This window comes from Meishania litoralis (genome assembly GCF_042611095.1).
Classification (GTDB): Bacteria; Bacteroidota; Bacteroidia; order Flavobacteriales; family Flavobacteriaceae; genus Meishania; species Meishania litoralis.
The window spans coordinates 1,161,429-1,179,119 of record NZ_JBHFPV010000001.1; the positions used below are offsets into that span (position 1 = coordinate 1,161,429).

Genomic DNA, 17,691 nt, shown 5'->3' on the forward strand with positions numbered 1-17,691 from the left:
ATATAATGCAATGAAAAAAAGGAAGTTTTTAGTCACACTAGGGATTATAGGGTTTATGTCCACATCATGCTCTGTGGATGACAATGGATTGAACGTGGCCAATCTAAGAGCGGATCTCGATGAACTCAACAATATTACTACCTCAGGTTCTTGGAGGATCGCTAATTTCTCGGAATCAGACGACGATCATACCAGTGACTTTACAGGATATGACTTTTTCTTTGAAGACGATGGCAGCTTATTTGCCATTAGCCAAACAAACAATATCAATGGCCGATGGTCGTTGACCATGGACGAATCTGGGGAGGATTTCAGTTCGAACGATGATTGCGGAAACTGCACAAATTTTCAACTTCTCGACGTCTTGACCGCCTGTTCTGACTGGTATGTTGATAAACTGGAACGTAATGATGAAGATTTGGAAGACAGCCTTTCGGGATATCGGTTCAATTTTTCCAATGACGGAACATTTAGTGCCATGAAAGGTACGACCAGCTACCAAGGCAGTTGGGAAAGTAGTGGCACCGGTAATGACATCACAGTGTTAATTACAATTTCGGATATTCCTGAGATCGAGGAAACATGGAGGCTTCATGAAATAGAACTGGAAAATGGGGAAAGTAAAGTCGACCTAAGGATAGGCGATGATAGATTGCGTTTTAAAAATAATTGTTCGCGACTAGATTTGGCGAACACGAACAGTGGTCAAAATGAGGTGGATTTCAATATTTTCTTTGAAAGCCCTGTCAATTTCAACCGCCTAAGCCAAGATTGGGAAATCATTTCATACACGAGTTCAAAAATTGAATTGGTACACGTCAGTGGGGGTAATGGCGGCACCGATTTATTGACCTTCGAAAAGAACTAACCTACTCTACCAGGCCCCTGGTCGCTGTACTAGTTGAATGTCGATTGATAGAACCTTTATGGGAAAAACATGCTATGAAAAAGTGAAAGGTTCTCAACAAACCGCCCCATACTATCGGGGCGGTTTTAAGTATGGCATTGTGAATACCTATTAAGATAAATTGAAGTCCGTTCCGGTAATCTTAGAATGTAAATGTACAGCGCTACTATCTGATAGGCTGGCCACATAGCAACAGGCATTCAATACTATTCTGTATAATGAGGTCTCTTCCCCTGTATAAAATTCGGGCAGTATTTTCAATATCAACCCATCATACTTTGATGCTTGCCCGCTCATCTTGCCTACCAAAGCGTTCGTCAATACCTCCAAAATATCGAAAATGACCTTATAACCGGCAATCTCTTTATCGACAACTTCCCTTGAGTTATAGATATTACCAACACTTATGGCTAGAATATCCCTTATCTGGGCTTGATACTTGCTTTTGTCCAAAAGGGAAGTTTCAAATGTACCGTTAAGTATTTTACTTTCATTGGCAACAAACAAATCCACCGCATCACTGATAAGCGTGTTGATGGCAAGTGCCCTCAAATAACTCAACCTGTCTTCTTTATACCGTAAGGTATTATACTTTTTGGTATTTATTCGGTCTTTTACGAGGTTGATCAAGTACTCCAAGGCAAAATCCTCAGAAATCAGTCCGAGATTGATCCCGTCCTCAAAATCGATTATGGTATAGCAGATATCATCTGCCGCTTCGACCAAGTACGTCAACGGATGTCTTGAAAACGAAACATCGGCTCCTTCCCTTGTTGGTATCAAACCCAATTCGGCTGCCACCTCGACAAAAGCATGCTTTTCCGATTGAAAAAACCCGAACTTCTTATCGGCGATATGCCTACTCGGCTTTTTGGGCAACGATTCTTTGGGATACTTCATAAAAGCCCCTAGCGTGGCATAACTAAGCCGCAATCCGCCATCAACCCCTTCGCGTGATTCTGTCAATAATCTAAACCCGTTCGCATTGCCTTCAAAATTGATAAGATCTTGATATTCTTTCTCCGACAACTCTGACCGATATTTTTTTCCGTTTCCCGTTTTGAAATATTCCCCAATCGCCTGCTCCCCGCTATGACCGAAAGGTGGGTTCCCGATATCATGGGCCAACGAGGCCGCCGCCACTATAGCTCCGAAATCGTTAAAATGATAACCATGTATTTCGGCTAGGTAAGGATGTTTTTTTAGAATCTGTTTTCCTGCTATCCTACCAAGGCTTCGACCGACAACAGAAACCTCAAGGCTATGGGTCAAACGGGTATGCACAAAGTCGGTCTTTGAAAGCGGTATTACTTGGGTCTTGTCCTGTAAGCTGCGAAAAGCCGATGAAAAGATGATGCGATCATAATCGACCTCAAAACCCAAACGCGTCTCATCTTGCTCTTTTCGCAGTCGTTTATGGGTATCGCCATGGCGTTTTAGCGACAATAATCTTTCCCAATCCATAATTCTTGTTTACGCCGCAAGATAGTCCTTTTTCAAATTGTCGTTCTGCGGTAATTCGGGAGTTAACATTTGATTAAGCCCATAACATTTAAGTAACAATATCACAATATCGATTTAATAAACACCTAACACACGCTTTACAACGCCTTGGTTTCTTTGCTGCGGTATTTAAAAACATAGTAAAACAAACTAATGAAACGATTTTTTTTGAGTCTGCTCATTTTAGCAGCAATGCATTCAAATGCACAGGATAACGGCAGCATTGCCGGAAAAATTACCGACAAAGAAGTGAATAACGAACCTCTACCTTTTGCCAATATCTTGATCAAGGGAACGACCAAAGGAACCACCTCTGATTTTGACGGGTTATATGAAATAGCCGATTTAGAAGCAGGTACCTATACAGTGGTCTACAGTTTTGTGGGATACGAAACCGTTGAACTGCCGAATATAGCCGTTGTAGCAGGCAAGGTGACCACCGTCGACCTGGGCATGGCCGCCAATGAAGGTGTATCGCTAGACGAAGTCGTCGTAACTACCGTGGCACGCAAAGATTCTGAAGTAGCCTTATTGCTCGATCAGAAAAAAGCGGTCGAAATAAAAGAAAGTATCGGTGCCCAACAATTGGGCAAGATCGGAGTGTCAGATGTTGCCACCGCAACCACTAAAATTTCCGGAGTATCCAGTAGTGAAGCATCAGGCGATGTTTTTGTTCGTGGGCTCGGAGACAGGTATTTGATTACTACATTAAATGGTCTTCCCGTGCCTTCCGATGATGTGGAGAAAAAGAATATAGATCTGGGGCTTTTTCCTACTAGGGTCATTCAGAATGTAAGCGTGAGCAAGACCTATTCGACACAAACATCGGCAGATCAATCATCGGGCAACATCAATATTAGTTCTCGAGAACTTTCCGGCTCAAGTGAGTTGAGCTTCGGCCTGCAAACGGGTATCAATTCGAACGTTGCCAAGAGTGGTGTTTATGATGACTTTAAAGTATCACGGAATTCTGCGAATACCGATTTTGGCTTCTATGCCCAGAACCGTACAACCCAAGAACTTATTACGCAGCAAGGTTGGAACACCGTACAAAAGGAAAATCCAATCGATTACAGCTTCAATTTTGTGGCCGGAAAAAAAATCAAGGAAAGGTTCGCCGCCCTTTTAACGGCATCGCACAATACCTCGCATACCTATGGTCAAGGTCTTTTTAGGCAATTCCGCTCTAACTTTATCGATGATACCATTACCGATGCGACCAATTTTAACAGAAGGGCTGTTACCTCTGCATTGCTCGATTTTAGCTTCTTTGCCAACGACAAAAACAAACTAAAATCATCTACCTTCTTTATCAATACTACCAACGACGAGGTTTATGAAGGAGGGCGCAATGGCGAAGGAACCATTTTTGAGGAGACTGATGTCAACGAGGCCTTTCAGTTTGTTAGAGATCAAAATATCAAGCAGACACGTTTGTTGGTGACCCAACTTTTAGGCACACATAAGCTTGGCGAAAAAAACAGCCTAGAATGGGCGGGTGGCTACAACAGCGTAAATGCCGACGAACCGAACCGAATACGAAACGAAGTCAATATCATGAATGATGACGGCCGTATTCAATTGGGAAGAACCGGTGGATTTCAACAACGAAAATCGAAACAAGAAATAGCCGATAAAGAATTTAGCGGTTATCTAAAAGATGTTTTACAGCTTATCGATGAAGAAGAAAAATCATTTAAGGTAGAACTTGGAATCAATTACCGAAACAAAGAGAGAGATTTTTTCTCTCAGTTCATCGGTGTCGAAGAGCGCGCTACTGACGTCATCAATCCGCCTTCGATCGATAATTTGGGCAGTATCTTTCAACAAGGCAATTTCGATAATGGATTGCTTGAGTTCAACATTTTACAACCCGACCTTTATAATGGCAAATTGATTTCCCAAGCGGCGTTTGCAGATTTCAATGTAGGATTGGGCAAATGGAATTTCAACGCCGGCTTACGTTACCAAAAAGATGAGATCAAAGTCAGTTTCGATGTAGGCAACTTTTCTGGAAGGATCGGCGAATCGGTCAAGGAATATAACAACCTTTATCCAAGTCTTAACGTCAAGTACGACATTAACGATAAAAATGGCCTAAGATTGGCCGTTAGCCGTACGATTACCTTACCCGAGTTCAAGGAAATATCACCATTTGAATACGTCTCGCAGACAGGACAGGTGACTCGAGGTAATCCTGACCTAGAAGCGTCACGAGATTTAAACTATGACCTGAAATGGGAATATTTTCCATCCAATGGACAATTGATATCGTTAGCGGCATTCTATAAAGACATTTCAGACCCTATCAACAAGGTCCAAGATAGAGGTTCGGCAGGTGTGTTTTCTTTTTTCAACTCAGGCGAAAAAGCGGAAATCTATGGATTCGAAGCGGAAACAAAAATCGACCTTGTTTCGCCGATAACCAATGAGGAAGATGGAAGCATGTCGGGTTACGGCCTTAATCTAGTCTTTAACGCTACCAGAATGTGGCATACGCAAGACTTGAAGGAGGTACGTGACGAAAATGGAAATTTCATAAGAACCTTTAGATATAATGGGCTTACGGAAACAGGACTTCAAGGAGCTTCCGATTGGATCGTCAATACAAGTTTGAACTTCAACACCGCTGGAGAAAATTCGTTTAACGCATCGTTAACCGCAAACTATGCCTCGGATAAAATCTTTGCACTAGGTGCTCCAGAAATACAAAGTCAGAGCGAGACTTTTTACAATGATGCCATTGTTGAAAAAGGGTTTGTTGTACTCGATGCTGTAATCAGTAAAGAGTTTGGCGAACACTGGAGAGTTCGTCTGATCGGCAGAAACCTACTTAATCCTGAAATCAAAAGAACCCAATTGGTCAAACCGAGCACGACCAATCTTGAAACCGAAGAAATTGTACGCTCCTATACAGCTGGATCACAGCTTAGATTAGGTATCAATTATACATTTTAGAGAACCCACAACTAATGAATTAACATTTAAAACTGAAAATTATGAAACTGAAAACGATTAGATTTTTTTCATTGTTCGCTGCCGTGCTTGCATTTACCCTTGTAAGTTGTAGTGACGACGACAACTCGCCCGACCCTGGGCCGATTCTTCCAGATGCTACCTGCGACGACGGAGTTAAGAATGGTGATGAGACGGGTGTAGATTGTGGCGGTAGCTGCAGTAACTCGTGCGATACCCCGACCGAGGGCACCGAACTAAGTGGCAGCCAAACTGATGATTTGACCTTAGACCCGACCAAGACCTATACTTTGACAGGTACTTATAGTATTGAATCTGGTGCTACCTTGACAATTCCTGCGGGAACAATGATTGTTGCCGATTCAGGTACCGATATATATATCGTGGTGAAAAAAGGTGGAAAAATCGATGTGCAAGGTACTTCAGCCGCACCTGTAGTAATGACCTCGGCCAATGAGACTCCTGGGGATTGGGGCGGTTTGGTCATAGCCGGTAACGCGACGACCACCGAGGGTGTCAATGCCGTTGCCGAAGTGGGCGGAATCGTTTATGGCGGTAGCGACGATACCGATAACTCAGGTTCGATCAGTTATTTGATCATCAACTACGCCGGGGCGCAGATTAATTCTGAATCTCAGTATAATGGTTTGACACTATACGCCGTTGGTTCAGGAACCACAATCGATAATGTCGCCATTTTGAACGGAACTGACGATGGTGTCGAATTTTTTGGCGGTACCGTAAGTGCCAGTAACTTCTATTTGGAAAACAATGAGGATGATGCCGTTGATTGGACGGAAGGATGGAACGGAACCTTGACCAATACCTATGTTTTGCATACCAATGCCGGATTTTCAACTGCTATAGAGGCCGATGGGGCAAATAATAATCCGACCATAGTGAACTTCACGGCTGTCTCTACGCAGGGTGGAACTGCACTACAGTTCAAAAAAGAATCAGGTGCAACTATAACGGGTCTTTCACTGACCGGATATGAAATTTCGGTCGATATGAAGGATAATGGCCCATTGACAAATGTACAAATCGATGGTTCTGACGCTGATCCCGCCCTGACCTACCTAGCAGATGCCTCTGTCGATGCTTCCGCTTTTGCTTGGGTCGATACCGACAATCAAGTAACCATCATGTCATTGGAAGGCACACTGACCGAAGATATGACGTTGAACGCTAATACTATTTACAATCTGAACGGAAGTCTTAGCGTCGAAAGCGGTGCTAAGTTGACCATTCCGGCTGGTACGGTCATTATCGCCGATGCCGATAGCGGTACAGAGACCGACACCTATATCGTAATCAAGAAAGGGGCTCAAATAGATGTACAAGGTACGGCCGCCGACCCAGTGGTCATGACCTCTACGAATCAAAGTCCCGGTGATTGGGGCGGACTTGTAATCCTTGGTGATGCAACGACCACCGAAGGGGTAGACGCGATTGCGGAAGTTGGTGGCTTTACCTATGGTGGAACCAACGACGAAGATAACTCAGGTAACATCAGTTACTTGATAATCAACTATGCCGGGGCACAAATCAACTCAGAATCACAGTATAACGGACTTACCTTATATGCTGTTGGGTCAGGAACGACCGTTGAAAACGTGGCAATTTTGAACGGTACCGATGATGGTGTCGAGTTTTTTGGAGGTACGGTAAGTGCATCAAATTTCTATCTGGAGGACAATGAAGATGATGCCGTCGACTGGACAGAAGGATGGACAGGCACTTTGACCAACACTTATGTGCTGCACGAAAATGCCGGTTTCTCAACTGCTATCGAGGCCGATGGTGTCGATGCTGCAGTAGGTGTCCCCACAATTGTCAATTTCACCGCAGTATCTACAGCCGATGGTACCGCACTTCAGTTTAAGAAAACAACGGGGGCCACAATGACCAATGTATCGCTTTCAGGATATACAACCAATGTCGATATGAAAGACGGTGGACCGGTGGGCAACATAACTGTTGATGGCACGGCATTGACAAGTGTCGATGATGATGTATTTAACGGCACTGTAGTCGATATTACTATGTTTGATTGGGCCAACGACTAAGGGTCGGGTTTGATTAAATACCACTGAAAGCCCCGCCTTCGGCGGGGCTTTCTTTGACATATTGGGGCGGGCCGCAAGTGATTTTCCTGATAAATTTCATTGAAAAGTAATGGCGTTATAACCCAAACCTTACCTACAAATAATCTATGCTTAACCTAAACTTTACTTTGCTGGGTTTTCTTTGTATTCGTAATCTTAGATTCGATATGAAAAAACTAGGTCTAATTTTTATTTTAATGATCTCTATAAGTCTGTCGGCCCAAGAAAAAGGTAGCGTACAGGGTAAGATTATCGATTTGGAGGGTAATAACGAGCCTTTGCTTATGGCCGAAGTTCAAATCAAGGATACCGAATTCAAGACCATGACCAACTTTAACGGCAATTTTAAGATCGAGGGAATCGAACCTGGTTCATACACTATGACAGTACGTTTCTTAGGTTACGAAAGTATAGAGCTTCCGGTTGAGGTTACGGCAAATGAAACGGTACGGATCGAAAGTGGCCTCAAAGCACAAACATTGGATCTAAGCGATATCTCCGCTTTGATTTTTGCCGATGCGGAGACCGCCTCGTCAGTCGCCAGCATTGAAAAAGAACAAAAAAAGTAGCACATTTAACCATAAAAAAGCCTCCATGTATTTTCATGGAGGCTTTTTTATTTAAGTCCGTTATTTTTAAAGAATGTCAATCTTTGGTTACCACCCTCGATTTGCTTTCTTTATCGATAACACTCGCGATTATGTTATTATCGAATACAACTTCTTTCATCTTGCCATCTTCCCAAAACAGCCACTTTCCTGTTTTAACGCCCTTTTCATAAGAACCTTCCGAGGTCTTGTCGCCAGCATCATTATAGCTTACCCAATCTCCTTGAAGTTTCCCTGCCAGGTCAAAAGTGCCTTTTTGACTTACCTGTCCATTTTCATGAAAATAAGTAGCCTCGATTAGATTGGTCTCTTTGTTCAATTTGATTTCTTTCTTTTGTTGGGCAAAAGAGGCGGAGACCATAAATGAAACAACAATTAATAAAACATATTTTTTCATGACAAACGCGCTATTATAAGTTCATATATACCAAATAAAGGTAAAAAATAATTTACACTATATCAACACTTACATAACGTTAAATTTACATTCAAATTGTAACATCTTGAAAAACAATGAAAAACCGTTTTCTAAAAAAACTTAATGATTACTTAATATTAGAATTACCATAAGATTATGTTGGAAAGCGATTTTTGTCTGTCATTACTAAAATAAACGGATTTCTTTTTGGATATTAGTTTTTGTCGACTATTCTTAGAGATCCCGAAGCTACCTTTCTCAAGGTAGCTTCTTTTGTTTATGACAAGATATAACATTTAGGAAACATTAACTTAACATTGAGGTGGGTTCTTTGCAGCGACAAAAACTAATACCTTAATGAAAATTCTTCGATTGGCCCTTGGGCTATTTTTTCTCGTTTCTGCAAACCTATACGCTCAAGAAAAAAATGCACCGGCTTTTGGAAAAGGGCTGTTCAACTTGGTTGGAAAAGACAGTTCTTGGAGTATGAAAATCGGTACCCGTATGCAAATTTTGACCGTAGCCGATTGGTCGGAAGGTTCAGATGGCGGCATGTCAAATCCACAACAGAACTTCTTGATCCGCAGGGCGCGTCTAAAATTTGACGGGTTTGCATATTCCCCAAAGCTTAAATACAAAATAGAGCTTGGACTGTCAAACCGTGATATATCAGGTGGGTCAGAATTTACCCGAAATACGCCACGATATATTCTTGATGCTGTCGTGATGTGGAATTTCTACGAAAATTTCGAACTATGGCTGGGCCAGACCAAATTACCCGGCAATATCGAACGGGTAATTTCATCTGGAAACCTTCAGCAGGTCGACCGTTCTTTAGTGAACAGTAGATTTAATATCGACCGTGATGTAGGTTTTCAATTAAGGCATCACACCCTTTTGGGCAAAAAATTCTTGATGCGCGAAAAACTGGCCTTTTCACAAGGTGAGGGAAGAAATGTAACCAATGGAAATCTTGGAGGGCACCAATATACGGCAAGGTTGGAATTTTTGCCGTTCGGTGAATTTGTTGGCAAAGGTGATTATAGTGGTAGTGACCATAAACGCGAAGAAACACCCAAAGTAATGTTCGCGTTCAATTATGATACCAACAAGAATGCGGTCAAAACAAGGAGCAACCTAGGTTCTTATATGACCAACGATACGGGGTTTCACGAAACCGACATCAATACTTTTTTCTTTGACGGTATGTTCAAATACAGTGGTTTTTCATTTATGTGGGAATATGCCGACCGAACTGCGGACGACCCAATTGCAAAAAATTCAGATGGCACCGAGACCGGTGACATTGTCTGGGTCGGTAACGGTCTTAATCTACAAACCGGATATTTATTTAAGAACAATGTAGAAATATCGGGAAGATATACCAATATCGAACTCGACCAAATTACCGGAAGAAACCCTGAAACCCAATATACTCTTGGTCTATCAAAATATATCGTCGGCCACAAACTAAAAGTACAGACAGATTTAAGTTACCTCAAGGTCGATAACGGTTCAGATGAGCTTATGTATCGACTTCAATTGGATGTTCATTTTTAGCATGATAACGATCATTTAAGTTGTAAATTGGTTTTTTCAAATTTGTACCCAGTACCAACCGAACTGAATTATGGATAATATTTACTTTTTAATGATCGTTGCCCTGGCCATCTTGGCCATTGCCGATTTAGTTGTGGGGGTCAGTAATGATGCCGTTAATTTCTTAAACTCTGCAATCGGCTCAAAGGCCATCTCTTTTCGGTCAATGATGATCGTGGCAAGTCTCGGAATTTTTATTGGAGCCGTTTTTTCAAGCGGTTTAATGGAAGTCGCCCGAAAGGGCATATTCGTTCCCGGTGAGTTTTATTTTAGCGAGATCATGATCATCTTCATGGCGGTAATGATAACCGATATTCTGTTATTGGATTTTTTCAACACCCTGGGCATGCCAACATCCACGACAGTATCGATTGTCTTTGAACTCTTGGGAGCAGCCGTCGCCATGGCATTGATCAAAATAGGTGCCGATAGCGGTTCGATATCTGAATTGTATTCCTATATCAATACGGCTAAAGCAACAGAGATTATCCTTGGAATTCTCTTATCGGTCGTTGTGGCTTTTTCGGTAGGCGCGTTTGTACAATACGTTTCAAGGGCTTTATTATCATTTAATTTTGAAAGAAAATCGAAGTGGGCGGGTGCCATTTTTGGCGGCGTGGCGTTGGCCGCCATTACCTATTTTATTTTTATCAAAGGATTAAAGGGCACCGATTATTATACTGAGATCAAACCCCTGATCGAAGGTAAAACAGCCATGATAGTGACAATAAGCTTCATAATCTGGACTTTGCTGTCATATGTCTTAATAAAATTTCTCAAGAAAAACATTTACAAGCTTATTATCGCCGTAGGCACCTTTGCATTGGCCCTGGCCTTTGCAGGCAATGACCTCGTGAATTTTATCGGGGTGCCCATAGCCGCATGGCAGTCTTATGAAGCTTGGTTGGCCTCAGGTGTTCCGGCGAATGAATTTGCCATGGACGTTCTGGGAAGCAAGGTGCCGACCCCGACATTGTTTCTCTTGTTTGCCGGTTTGGTAATGGTGTTGACCCTTTGGTTTTCAAGCAAGGCGCGAAGAGTTGTAAAAACTTCAATAGACCTATCTAGTCAAGAAGAGACCCAAGAGCGCTTCGAGCCTAATTTCCTATCTCGAAATTTGGTCCGGTTTTCCATGCTGGTCTCAAAATATACATCCACGGTAATTCCCGTTACAATCCAAGAAAAAATAGAAAAACAGTTCGAAAAACCAGTAATCGAATTACCAAAAGGAAAAATACATGAGCTGCCGGCATTTGACATGGTGCGTGCCGCGGTAAACTTAATGGTCGCAAGTGTATTGATTTCTGTGGCAACATCCATGAAATTACCGTTGTCCACTACCTATGTCACTTTTATGGTCGCCATGGGTACCTCATTGGCCGACAGAGCTTGGGGCAGCGAAAGTGCCGTTTACAGGGTAGCCGGGGTTTTGAACGTAATCGGCGGTTGGTTCTTTACCGCTCTCAGTGCTTTCGTCGCTGCCGGAACAGTAGCCTATTTGATTCATTTGGGCGGCGGTACCATGATCGCGATGTTATTGTTACTGGCGGTTCTTCTATTGGTAAGAAACTATATTAGACACAATCAAAGGGCTAAAGTTGTCAAGGCCGAAGATAGTCTGAACAAATCAGAAAGCAGTTCGATACAAGGGGTAATCGAAGAGAGCGCCGATAACATTTCGAAAGCACTAAAACGGGTAAGTAAAATAAACAATAATACGATCAATGGCTTGATCAATCAAGATTTGGATTCGCTCAAAAAGGCCAAGTCAATGGTGGTTAAATTAGAAACCGAAATAGAGGAACTGCAAAATGATATCTTTTACTTTATTAAAGATCTAGATGATTCTTACTTGGGCGCCAGCAAGTTCTATATCGATGTAATCGGAAGTATTCAAGATGTTGCACAATCTTCTAGTCTTATTGCAAAGGTGAGCCATAAGCATGTAAACAATAATCACAAGTCACTAAAGAAAAAACAGGCCGAAGAACTGTTGGCTATCAATGAAAAACTCATTCACCTATTTGACCAAATACGCGATGTTTTTGACACGAGAACCTTCGATAGAATAGTACCGCCAATTATGGAAGAAAAACAGTCTCTTTTGGACGAGGTAACCAATTCGATACAAAAACAGGTCGAACGCACACGATTCGAAGAATCAAGTCCGAAAAACACCACTTTGTATTTCAGCATTCTTCTGGAGACAAAAGATTTGATCAAGGCCAATATGAATATTCTGAACTTGTATTATGAAGAACATAACCGTTCAAAGGAAATTCTAAGGTCAAATGAATAGACCCTTACCTTGTTCAAATAGGGTAAGTTGTCAAACTTCATATACTAATCACCGTTTTCAAGCAAAGAATCTTTGTCGCCATAAAGTAGTTCAGCCACAGAAATTAGATTCTTGATCGTCTCGTTCAAGTTATCCTTATCATTGACCAAAGAAGAGGCCATCTCTGGTGTGATCAAATTTTCGCTTATTAGTTTATTTATTGATCTTGTAGTCTGGTACTTTCCTTCTTTTGCCGCATGCCTTAGCTTCAGCAATTTGGCATAGTGTTCTTCTTTACCATCTTTGGTCCTGAATAAATAGATAATTTGCAAAACCTTGGCCATCTTCTTCCGAAATTTATCATATTGCTTTGCCATGTGCTTATTTTCCGAATTCTGATAATTTGAGACATTGATACTTATCTCTAAAACCGCCTTAATAATTTCGACCATCTTACGGTTTGCAATAATGATATTTGTGATTTGGTCGTTCTGACTTTTGCCCATCTTTAAGGTGCTTTGGGCGGTTGTGGCATATCTTATTATTTCACCGTAAATAGTTTTGACCTTGTTGTAATAAAGATTTCTAACATCGGTGCCAAAATCCTCTTGGGACTTTTTGATGATTTCCTTCGGCTTTAAGTCCGACTTTATATCTTCCCTATGAATGTTCAATGCATGGGTCACTATTTCGAAAACCGCGTTCTCATAGAGGTATTTTGACTCTTTGAGAAGTGAAAAAATAACCGTCTCAGGATATTTTATAATCTCCTTGTTCAAATATTTGGGCTCATCGATCTCTTTTTTTACCTCTAATTTTGATGGCACTAATTTTTCTACGACTTTGGCAATAGGTGCAATGAACCAAACCAGAATCAAAGTGTTTGTAATATTAAAAGTGGTGTGAAACAAAGATAAGGCGACCGGAATTGCGGCCGCACTGGCATATGGCGATTCCGCACCCGTTAATGATACCAGCCATTCTATAATTTTTAAGAACGGATAGAACAATACCAGAACCCAAATAACACCGATTATATTAAAAATCAAGTGGGCCCGTGCCGTGCGTTTCGCATGAAAGTTGGCCACAATGGCCGCCAAGTTTGCCGTAATTGTAGTCCCGATGTTCTCCCCCAAAACCATTGCCGCAGCCAATGGAAACGGAATCCAACCTTGAGCCGTCATGATAAGGGTAAGTGCCATGGTGGCACTTGAGGATTGAATAATGACCGTCAATAGGGTGCCGATGAACAAAAACAATAAAACGGACCAAAAGCCCAAATCGGTATACCGTTTTAAAAATTCAAGAATTTCAGGATTTTGTCTTATATCGGGTACCGCATCTTTTAAAAATTGCAACCCGATAAACAAGACCGCAAAGCCGATGATAAAAGTGCCCCAATTCTTTAAATTTTGCTTTTTTGCAAATGTCAGCGCAAAGCCAAGACCTACCAAGGGCAGTGCAATAGTGCTCATACTCACTTTGAAGCCAAGTATTGTAATCAACCATGCCGTAATGGTAGTGCCGATATTGGCCCCCATGATAACGCTAATTGCCTCTGTAAGGGTCAACAACGATGCATTCGAAAATCCAACTACCATTAAGGTGGTCGCAGACGAAGATTGAATAATCGATGTAATGAAAAATCCGGTGAATATACCAAATACCCTATTCGAGGTCATGGTGGCCAGAATTTTCCTCATCTTGTCACCGGCCAAACTCATTAAGGCATCGCTCATGACTTTCATTCCAAAGAGAAATAGCCCGAGCGAACCTAAAAGTTGAAGAATATCGTAGAAACCGTAATCCAAATCGACTATGATGAACTGTTACATTAAGGTAAATATAAGGTTAATTAATTGTAAATATTTGAACAGTATATGATCGAGGCTCTTTTGAACAATGGCATTATTTAGCCCTTGATGGGCCTTAAATTTTGAAAAACCTCTTTTTATCAATTTCAAGCTCGTTCTATTTCATTCCATTCCACAAAATGCCCGTTCAGAATCCTAAATTCATAACGTTTTGGTTACATTGATTGAAAAGATTTGAAGTAGGTTTGCATCCTTATTTCTAAGCAGTTATGGATAATATTTACTTTTTGATGATTATTGCATTGGCCTTTTTGGCCATTGCCGATTTAGTCGTTGGCGTGAGCAATGATGCGGTCAACTTTTTAAACTCGGCGATTGGATCAAAAGCTATTTCATTCAAGACCATAATGATCGTGGCGAGTTTAGGAATAGCCCTAGGCGCCATTTTTTCAAGTGGCATGATGGAGGTAGCCCGTAAGGGTATTTTCAATCCGGGGCAATTCATGTTCGATGAAATCATGTTCATATTCATGGCCGTGATGATTACGGATATTTTATTGTTGGACTTCTTCAATACCGTAGGCATGCCGACATCTACCACCGTTTCGATTGTCTTTGAACTTTTGGGAGCTTCCGTCGCCATGGCCCTGATAAAAGTAGGGGCGGCCCATGGCAACCTTGGCGATGTCATAAATTACATCAATACTTCCAAAGCCACTGAAATCATTTTTGGTATTCTATTGTCAGTTGTGGTGGCATTTTCAATCGGAGCCTTGGTACAATGGGTATCAAGGCTATTATTATCATACAATTTCGAAAAAAAGGCAAATTGGATAGGAGCCATTTTTGGTGGCGCGGCACTTTCGGCAATTACTTATTTCATCTTAATGAAAGGTATTAAAGGTACCTCTTTTGCCAGCGAGAGTTTTGATCTTATAGGAGGCGTCACCATTAAAGATTTCTTAGAGACAAAGTGGGCTTCCATTATAGCATTAAATTTTGCGATATGGTCGTTACTTTCTTATATCTTAATCAATTTTGTGAAAATCAATATTTATAAGTTGATCATTGGGGTCGGCACATTTGCCCTGGCTTTGGCATTCGCCGGCAATGACTTGGTCAACTTTATTGGCGTGCCCATCGCGGCTTGGCAATCGTACGAAGCCTGGGAAGCTTCTGGAATAGCAGCCTCTGAGTTCAGCATGAGCGTATTATCTTCCAAAGTGCCAACTCCTACACTTTTACTTTTCATATCAGGAATGGTCATGGTCATTACATTATGGCTATCAAAAAAGGCTCGCTATGTGGCCGATACCGAAATTAACCTGGCCAGGGAAGGCGAGGCCAAAGAACGTTTTCAACCTAATTTTCTCTCAAGGGGCATCGTGCGCTTGGCCATGAGTATTTCACAGGTAACCTCATCACTTGTTCCAAAATCGATGCAAGAAAAAATCGATGCACAATTCAAGAAACCCGTAATATCCTTGGCCCGTGATAAAACTTACGAAGTTCCTGCCTTCGATATGGTACGGGCCGCAGTCAACCTGATGGTTGCCGGCATTTTGATCTCGATTGCAACATCATACAAATTGCCACTCTCCACGACCTATGTAACCTTTATGGTGGCTATGGGCACATCACTTGCTGACCGTGCATGGGGCGCCGAAAGTGCCGTATATCGTGTAGCGGGCGTGCTCAACGTAATCGGGGGTTGGTTCGGCACCGCAATTATAGCCTTCATTTCGGCAGGAACAATACTTGCACTCATAAGCTTTGGTAAAGGTGCGGCCATCGCTATCTTGTTGTTTTTTGCAATCCTGATCTTGGTAAGAAACTACATTGCCTATAACAGAAAATCAAAGGAAATAAGGGCTGAAGATTCCTTGAACAAGGCAGAAAGCAGTTCGATACAAGGTGTAATTATCGAAAGTGCCGAAAACATATCGAATGTCTTGAAAAGAACCAATAAGATATATACGAATTCTATAAACGGACTCGCGAAACAGGATCTGGATCTGCTAAAAAAGAATAAAAAACAAGGGGCAAAACTTGCTTCGGAAATCGAAGACCTGCGTGATCATCTATTCTATTTTATTAAAAACCTGGATGAAAACAGTGTTGGAGCCAGCAACTTTTATATTACCGTACTAGGATATTTGACCGATATTAGCCAATCTTTGGAGTATATCGGAAAGGTGAGCCACAAGCACATCAACAACAATCACAAAAAATTAAAGTACAATCAAATAAAAGAGCTTAAGGAAATTGACAATACATTGGAGGAAATCTTCGATAAGACCAAAAAGGCGTTCGATGAACTTTCATTCGAGCAGGTCGGTTCCATAATAGACCGAAAACAAGAATTGTTCGCTCTTGTTTCGCAAAAAATTGAGAAACAGGTCGCTCGCACGCGAACCGAAGAGTCAAGTCCGAAGAACACCACATTATACTTTTCCTTACTCTTGGAGACTAAAGATCTGATTACGACTACTATGAATCTGCTAGAGCAGTATTACAGGGCGCATGACAGTTCAATATCACCTACCAAAATCGAAGAATCAGAAGAATAGAACGGTCGAACGATTCCCAAAAAATTAAGTACATTGTATTCATAAATAAAATAGACATGACGCCGTATTCTCTTTTTTTCTGTTTATTAATGACGGTTTCGACGGGCATTGCACAAGAAATTACAGGAGAACAACTTTTGAACAAGGCCATAGAATATCATGATCCGAACGGTAATTGGGGCTCTTTTCAGGGCACTTTACAGGTAACCATGACCACCCCCGATGAAAAACAAAGAATAAGTGATATTGAAATAGATCTGCCGGGGCAAATATTTCAATTGGAGTTCGATCAAGAAGGCGATAGAATTTCTCAGCGCGTCGAAAAGGGTAAATGTTTATTGGCCTTGAACGGAAGCAGTTCAATCTCGAACGAGGCTGTCGAAAAGCATAGATTGACCTGTGAAAGGGCCAAGCTTATGAAAGACTATTACACTTATCTCTATGGCCTTCCGATGAAACTAAAAAACCCTGGCACCATGATTTCACCAAAAGTCGAACGTAAAGAATTCAAGGGAAAAGAATATTTGGTATTAAAGGCAAGTTACGACGAAACCATAGGAAAAGACACCTGGTATTTTTACTTTGACCCAAAAACATATGCCATGGAGGTCTATCAATTCTTTCATGACGAGGCCAAGAATGATGGTGAATATATTTTGCTGAGCGACGAAGAAAATGCCTCCGGAATCAAAATGCCCAAAACAAGGGCCTGGTATTATAACAAAGACGACAAATACCTGGGTACCGATGTTTTGACCAAGACCTCTTCACTGTAACCATGTAACCATTCAAAACCATCCTTTTCGATAAAAGGTAAGGCCGTTCATCGAAGAATTATATCAATTTACGCAATCGGCACGTTAGCTATAGGATAACACAACTCTTATCCCTTATATAGCCTATATGTGTT

General features: G+C 41.5%; 11 protein-coding genes. 8 read left to right on the forward strand and 3 right to left on the reverse strand.

Annotated features, from left to right (window positions below; genetic code table 11):
* Nucleotides 1-10 precede the first annotated feature (10 nt).
* Entirely contained in the window at nucleotides 11-868 is an 858-nt protein-coding gene (locus tag ACEZ3G_RS05225) for a hypothetical protein (protein WP_432424389.1), read from the forward strand.
* Between the two features lie 150 nt (nucleotides 869-1,018).
* Here ACEZ3G_RS05225 and dgt read toward each other — a convergent pair whose 3' ends face one another.
* Complete coding sequence (gene dgt / locus ACEZ3G_RS05230; RefSeq protein ID WP_432424390.1) at nucleotides 1,019-2,371, reverse strand: dGTP triphosphohydrolase; 1,353 nt, start codon at nucleotides 2,369-2,371, stop codon at nucleotides 1,019-1,021.
* Between the two features lie 192 nt (nucleotides 2,372-2,563).
* Here dgt and ACEZ3G_RS05235 point away from each other — a divergent pair, with 192 nt between their 5' ends.
* The 3 genes from ACEZ3G_RS05235 to ACEZ3G_RS05245 all read left to right on the forward strand — a co-directional run bounded on the left by ACEZ3G_RS05235 (nucleotide 2,564) and on the right by ACEZ3G_RS05245 (nucleotide 8,063).
* Nucleotides 2,564-5,368: a TonB-dependent receptor gene (locus tag ACEZ3G_RS05235; protein ID WP_432424391.1), complete on the forward strand. Its 2,805-nt coding sequence runs from the start codon at nucleotides 2,564-2,566 to the stop codon at nucleotides 5,366-5,368.
* Nucleotides 5,369-5,409: 41 nt separating this feature from the next.
* Nucleotides 5,410-7,455: a hypothetical protein gene (locus ACEZ3G_RS05240; RefSeq protein ID WP_432424392.1), complete on the forward strand. Its 2,046-nt coding sequence runs from the start codon at nucleotides 5,410-5,412 to the stop codon at nucleotides 7,453-7,455.
* Between the two features lie 236 nt (nucleotides 7,456-7,691).
* On the forward strand, nucleotides 7,692-8,063 hold the full coding sequence (locus ACEZ3G_RS05245; protein WP_432424393.1) for a carboxypeptidase-like regulatory domain-containing protein: 372 nt from the start codon (nucleotides 7,692-7,694) through the stop codon (nucleotides 8,061-8,063).
* 76 nt (nucleotides 8,064-8,139) lie between these two features.
* Here the strand turns inward: ACEZ3G_RS05245 and ACEZ3G_RS05250 are convergent, their stop codons facing one another.
* The gene (locus ACEZ3G_RS05250; RefSeq protein ID WP_432424394.1) at nucleotides 8,140-8,499 is read right to left on the reverse strand and encodes a toxin-antitoxin system YwqK family antitoxin; all 360 of its coding nucleotides are present in this window, start codon (nucleotides 8,497-8,499) and stop codon (nucleotides 8,140-8,142) included.
* Nucleotides 8,500-8,877: 378 nt separating this feature from the next.
* Here ACEZ3G_RS05250 and ACEZ3G_RS05255 point away from each other — a divergent pair, with 378 nt between their 5' ends.
* A complete protein-coding gene (locus ACEZ3G_RS05255) occupies nucleotides 8,878-10,080 on the forward strand; it encodes a porin (protein ID WP_432424395.1) in 1,203 nt (400 codons plus the stop codon).
* 70 nt (nucleotides 10,081-10,150) lie between these two features.
* Nucleotides 10,151-12,418 (forward strand): inorganic phosphate transporter, encoded by a 2,268-nt coding sequence (locus tag ACEZ3G_RS05260; RefSeq protein ID WP_432424396.1) that lies wholly within the window; start codon nucleotides 10,151-10,153, stop codon nucleotides 12,416-12,418.
* Nucleotides 12,419-12,462: 44 nt separating this feature from the next.
* On the opposite strand, the gene ACEZ3G_RS05265 is transcribed toward ACEZ3G_RS05260, so the two are convergent.
* Nucleotides 12,463-14,208: a Na/Pi cotransporter family protein gene (locus ACEZ3G_RS05265; RefSeq protein WP_432424397.1), complete on the reverse strand. Its 1,746-nt coding sequence runs from the start codon at nucleotides 14,206-14,208 to the stop codon at nucleotides 12,463-12,465.
* Between the two features lie 272 nt (nucleotides 14,209-14,480).
* Here ACEZ3G_RS05265 and ACEZ3G_RS05270 point away from each other — a divergent pair, with 272 nt between their 5' ends.
* A complete protein-coding gene (locus ACEZ3G_RS05270) occupies nucleotides 14,481-16,781 on the forward strand; it encodes an inorganic phosphate transporter (RefSeq protein WP_432424398.1) in 2,301 nt (766 codons plus the stop codon).
* A gap of 56 nt (nucleotides 16,782-16,837) precedes the next feature.
* A complete protein-coding gene (locus ACEZ3G_RS05275; RefSeq protein ID WP_432424399.1) occupies nucleotides 16,838-17,557 on the forward strand; it encodes a DUF6503 family protein in 720 nt (239 codons plus the stop codon).
* The last annotated feature ends 134 nt before the right edge of the window (nucleotides 17,558-17,691 follow it).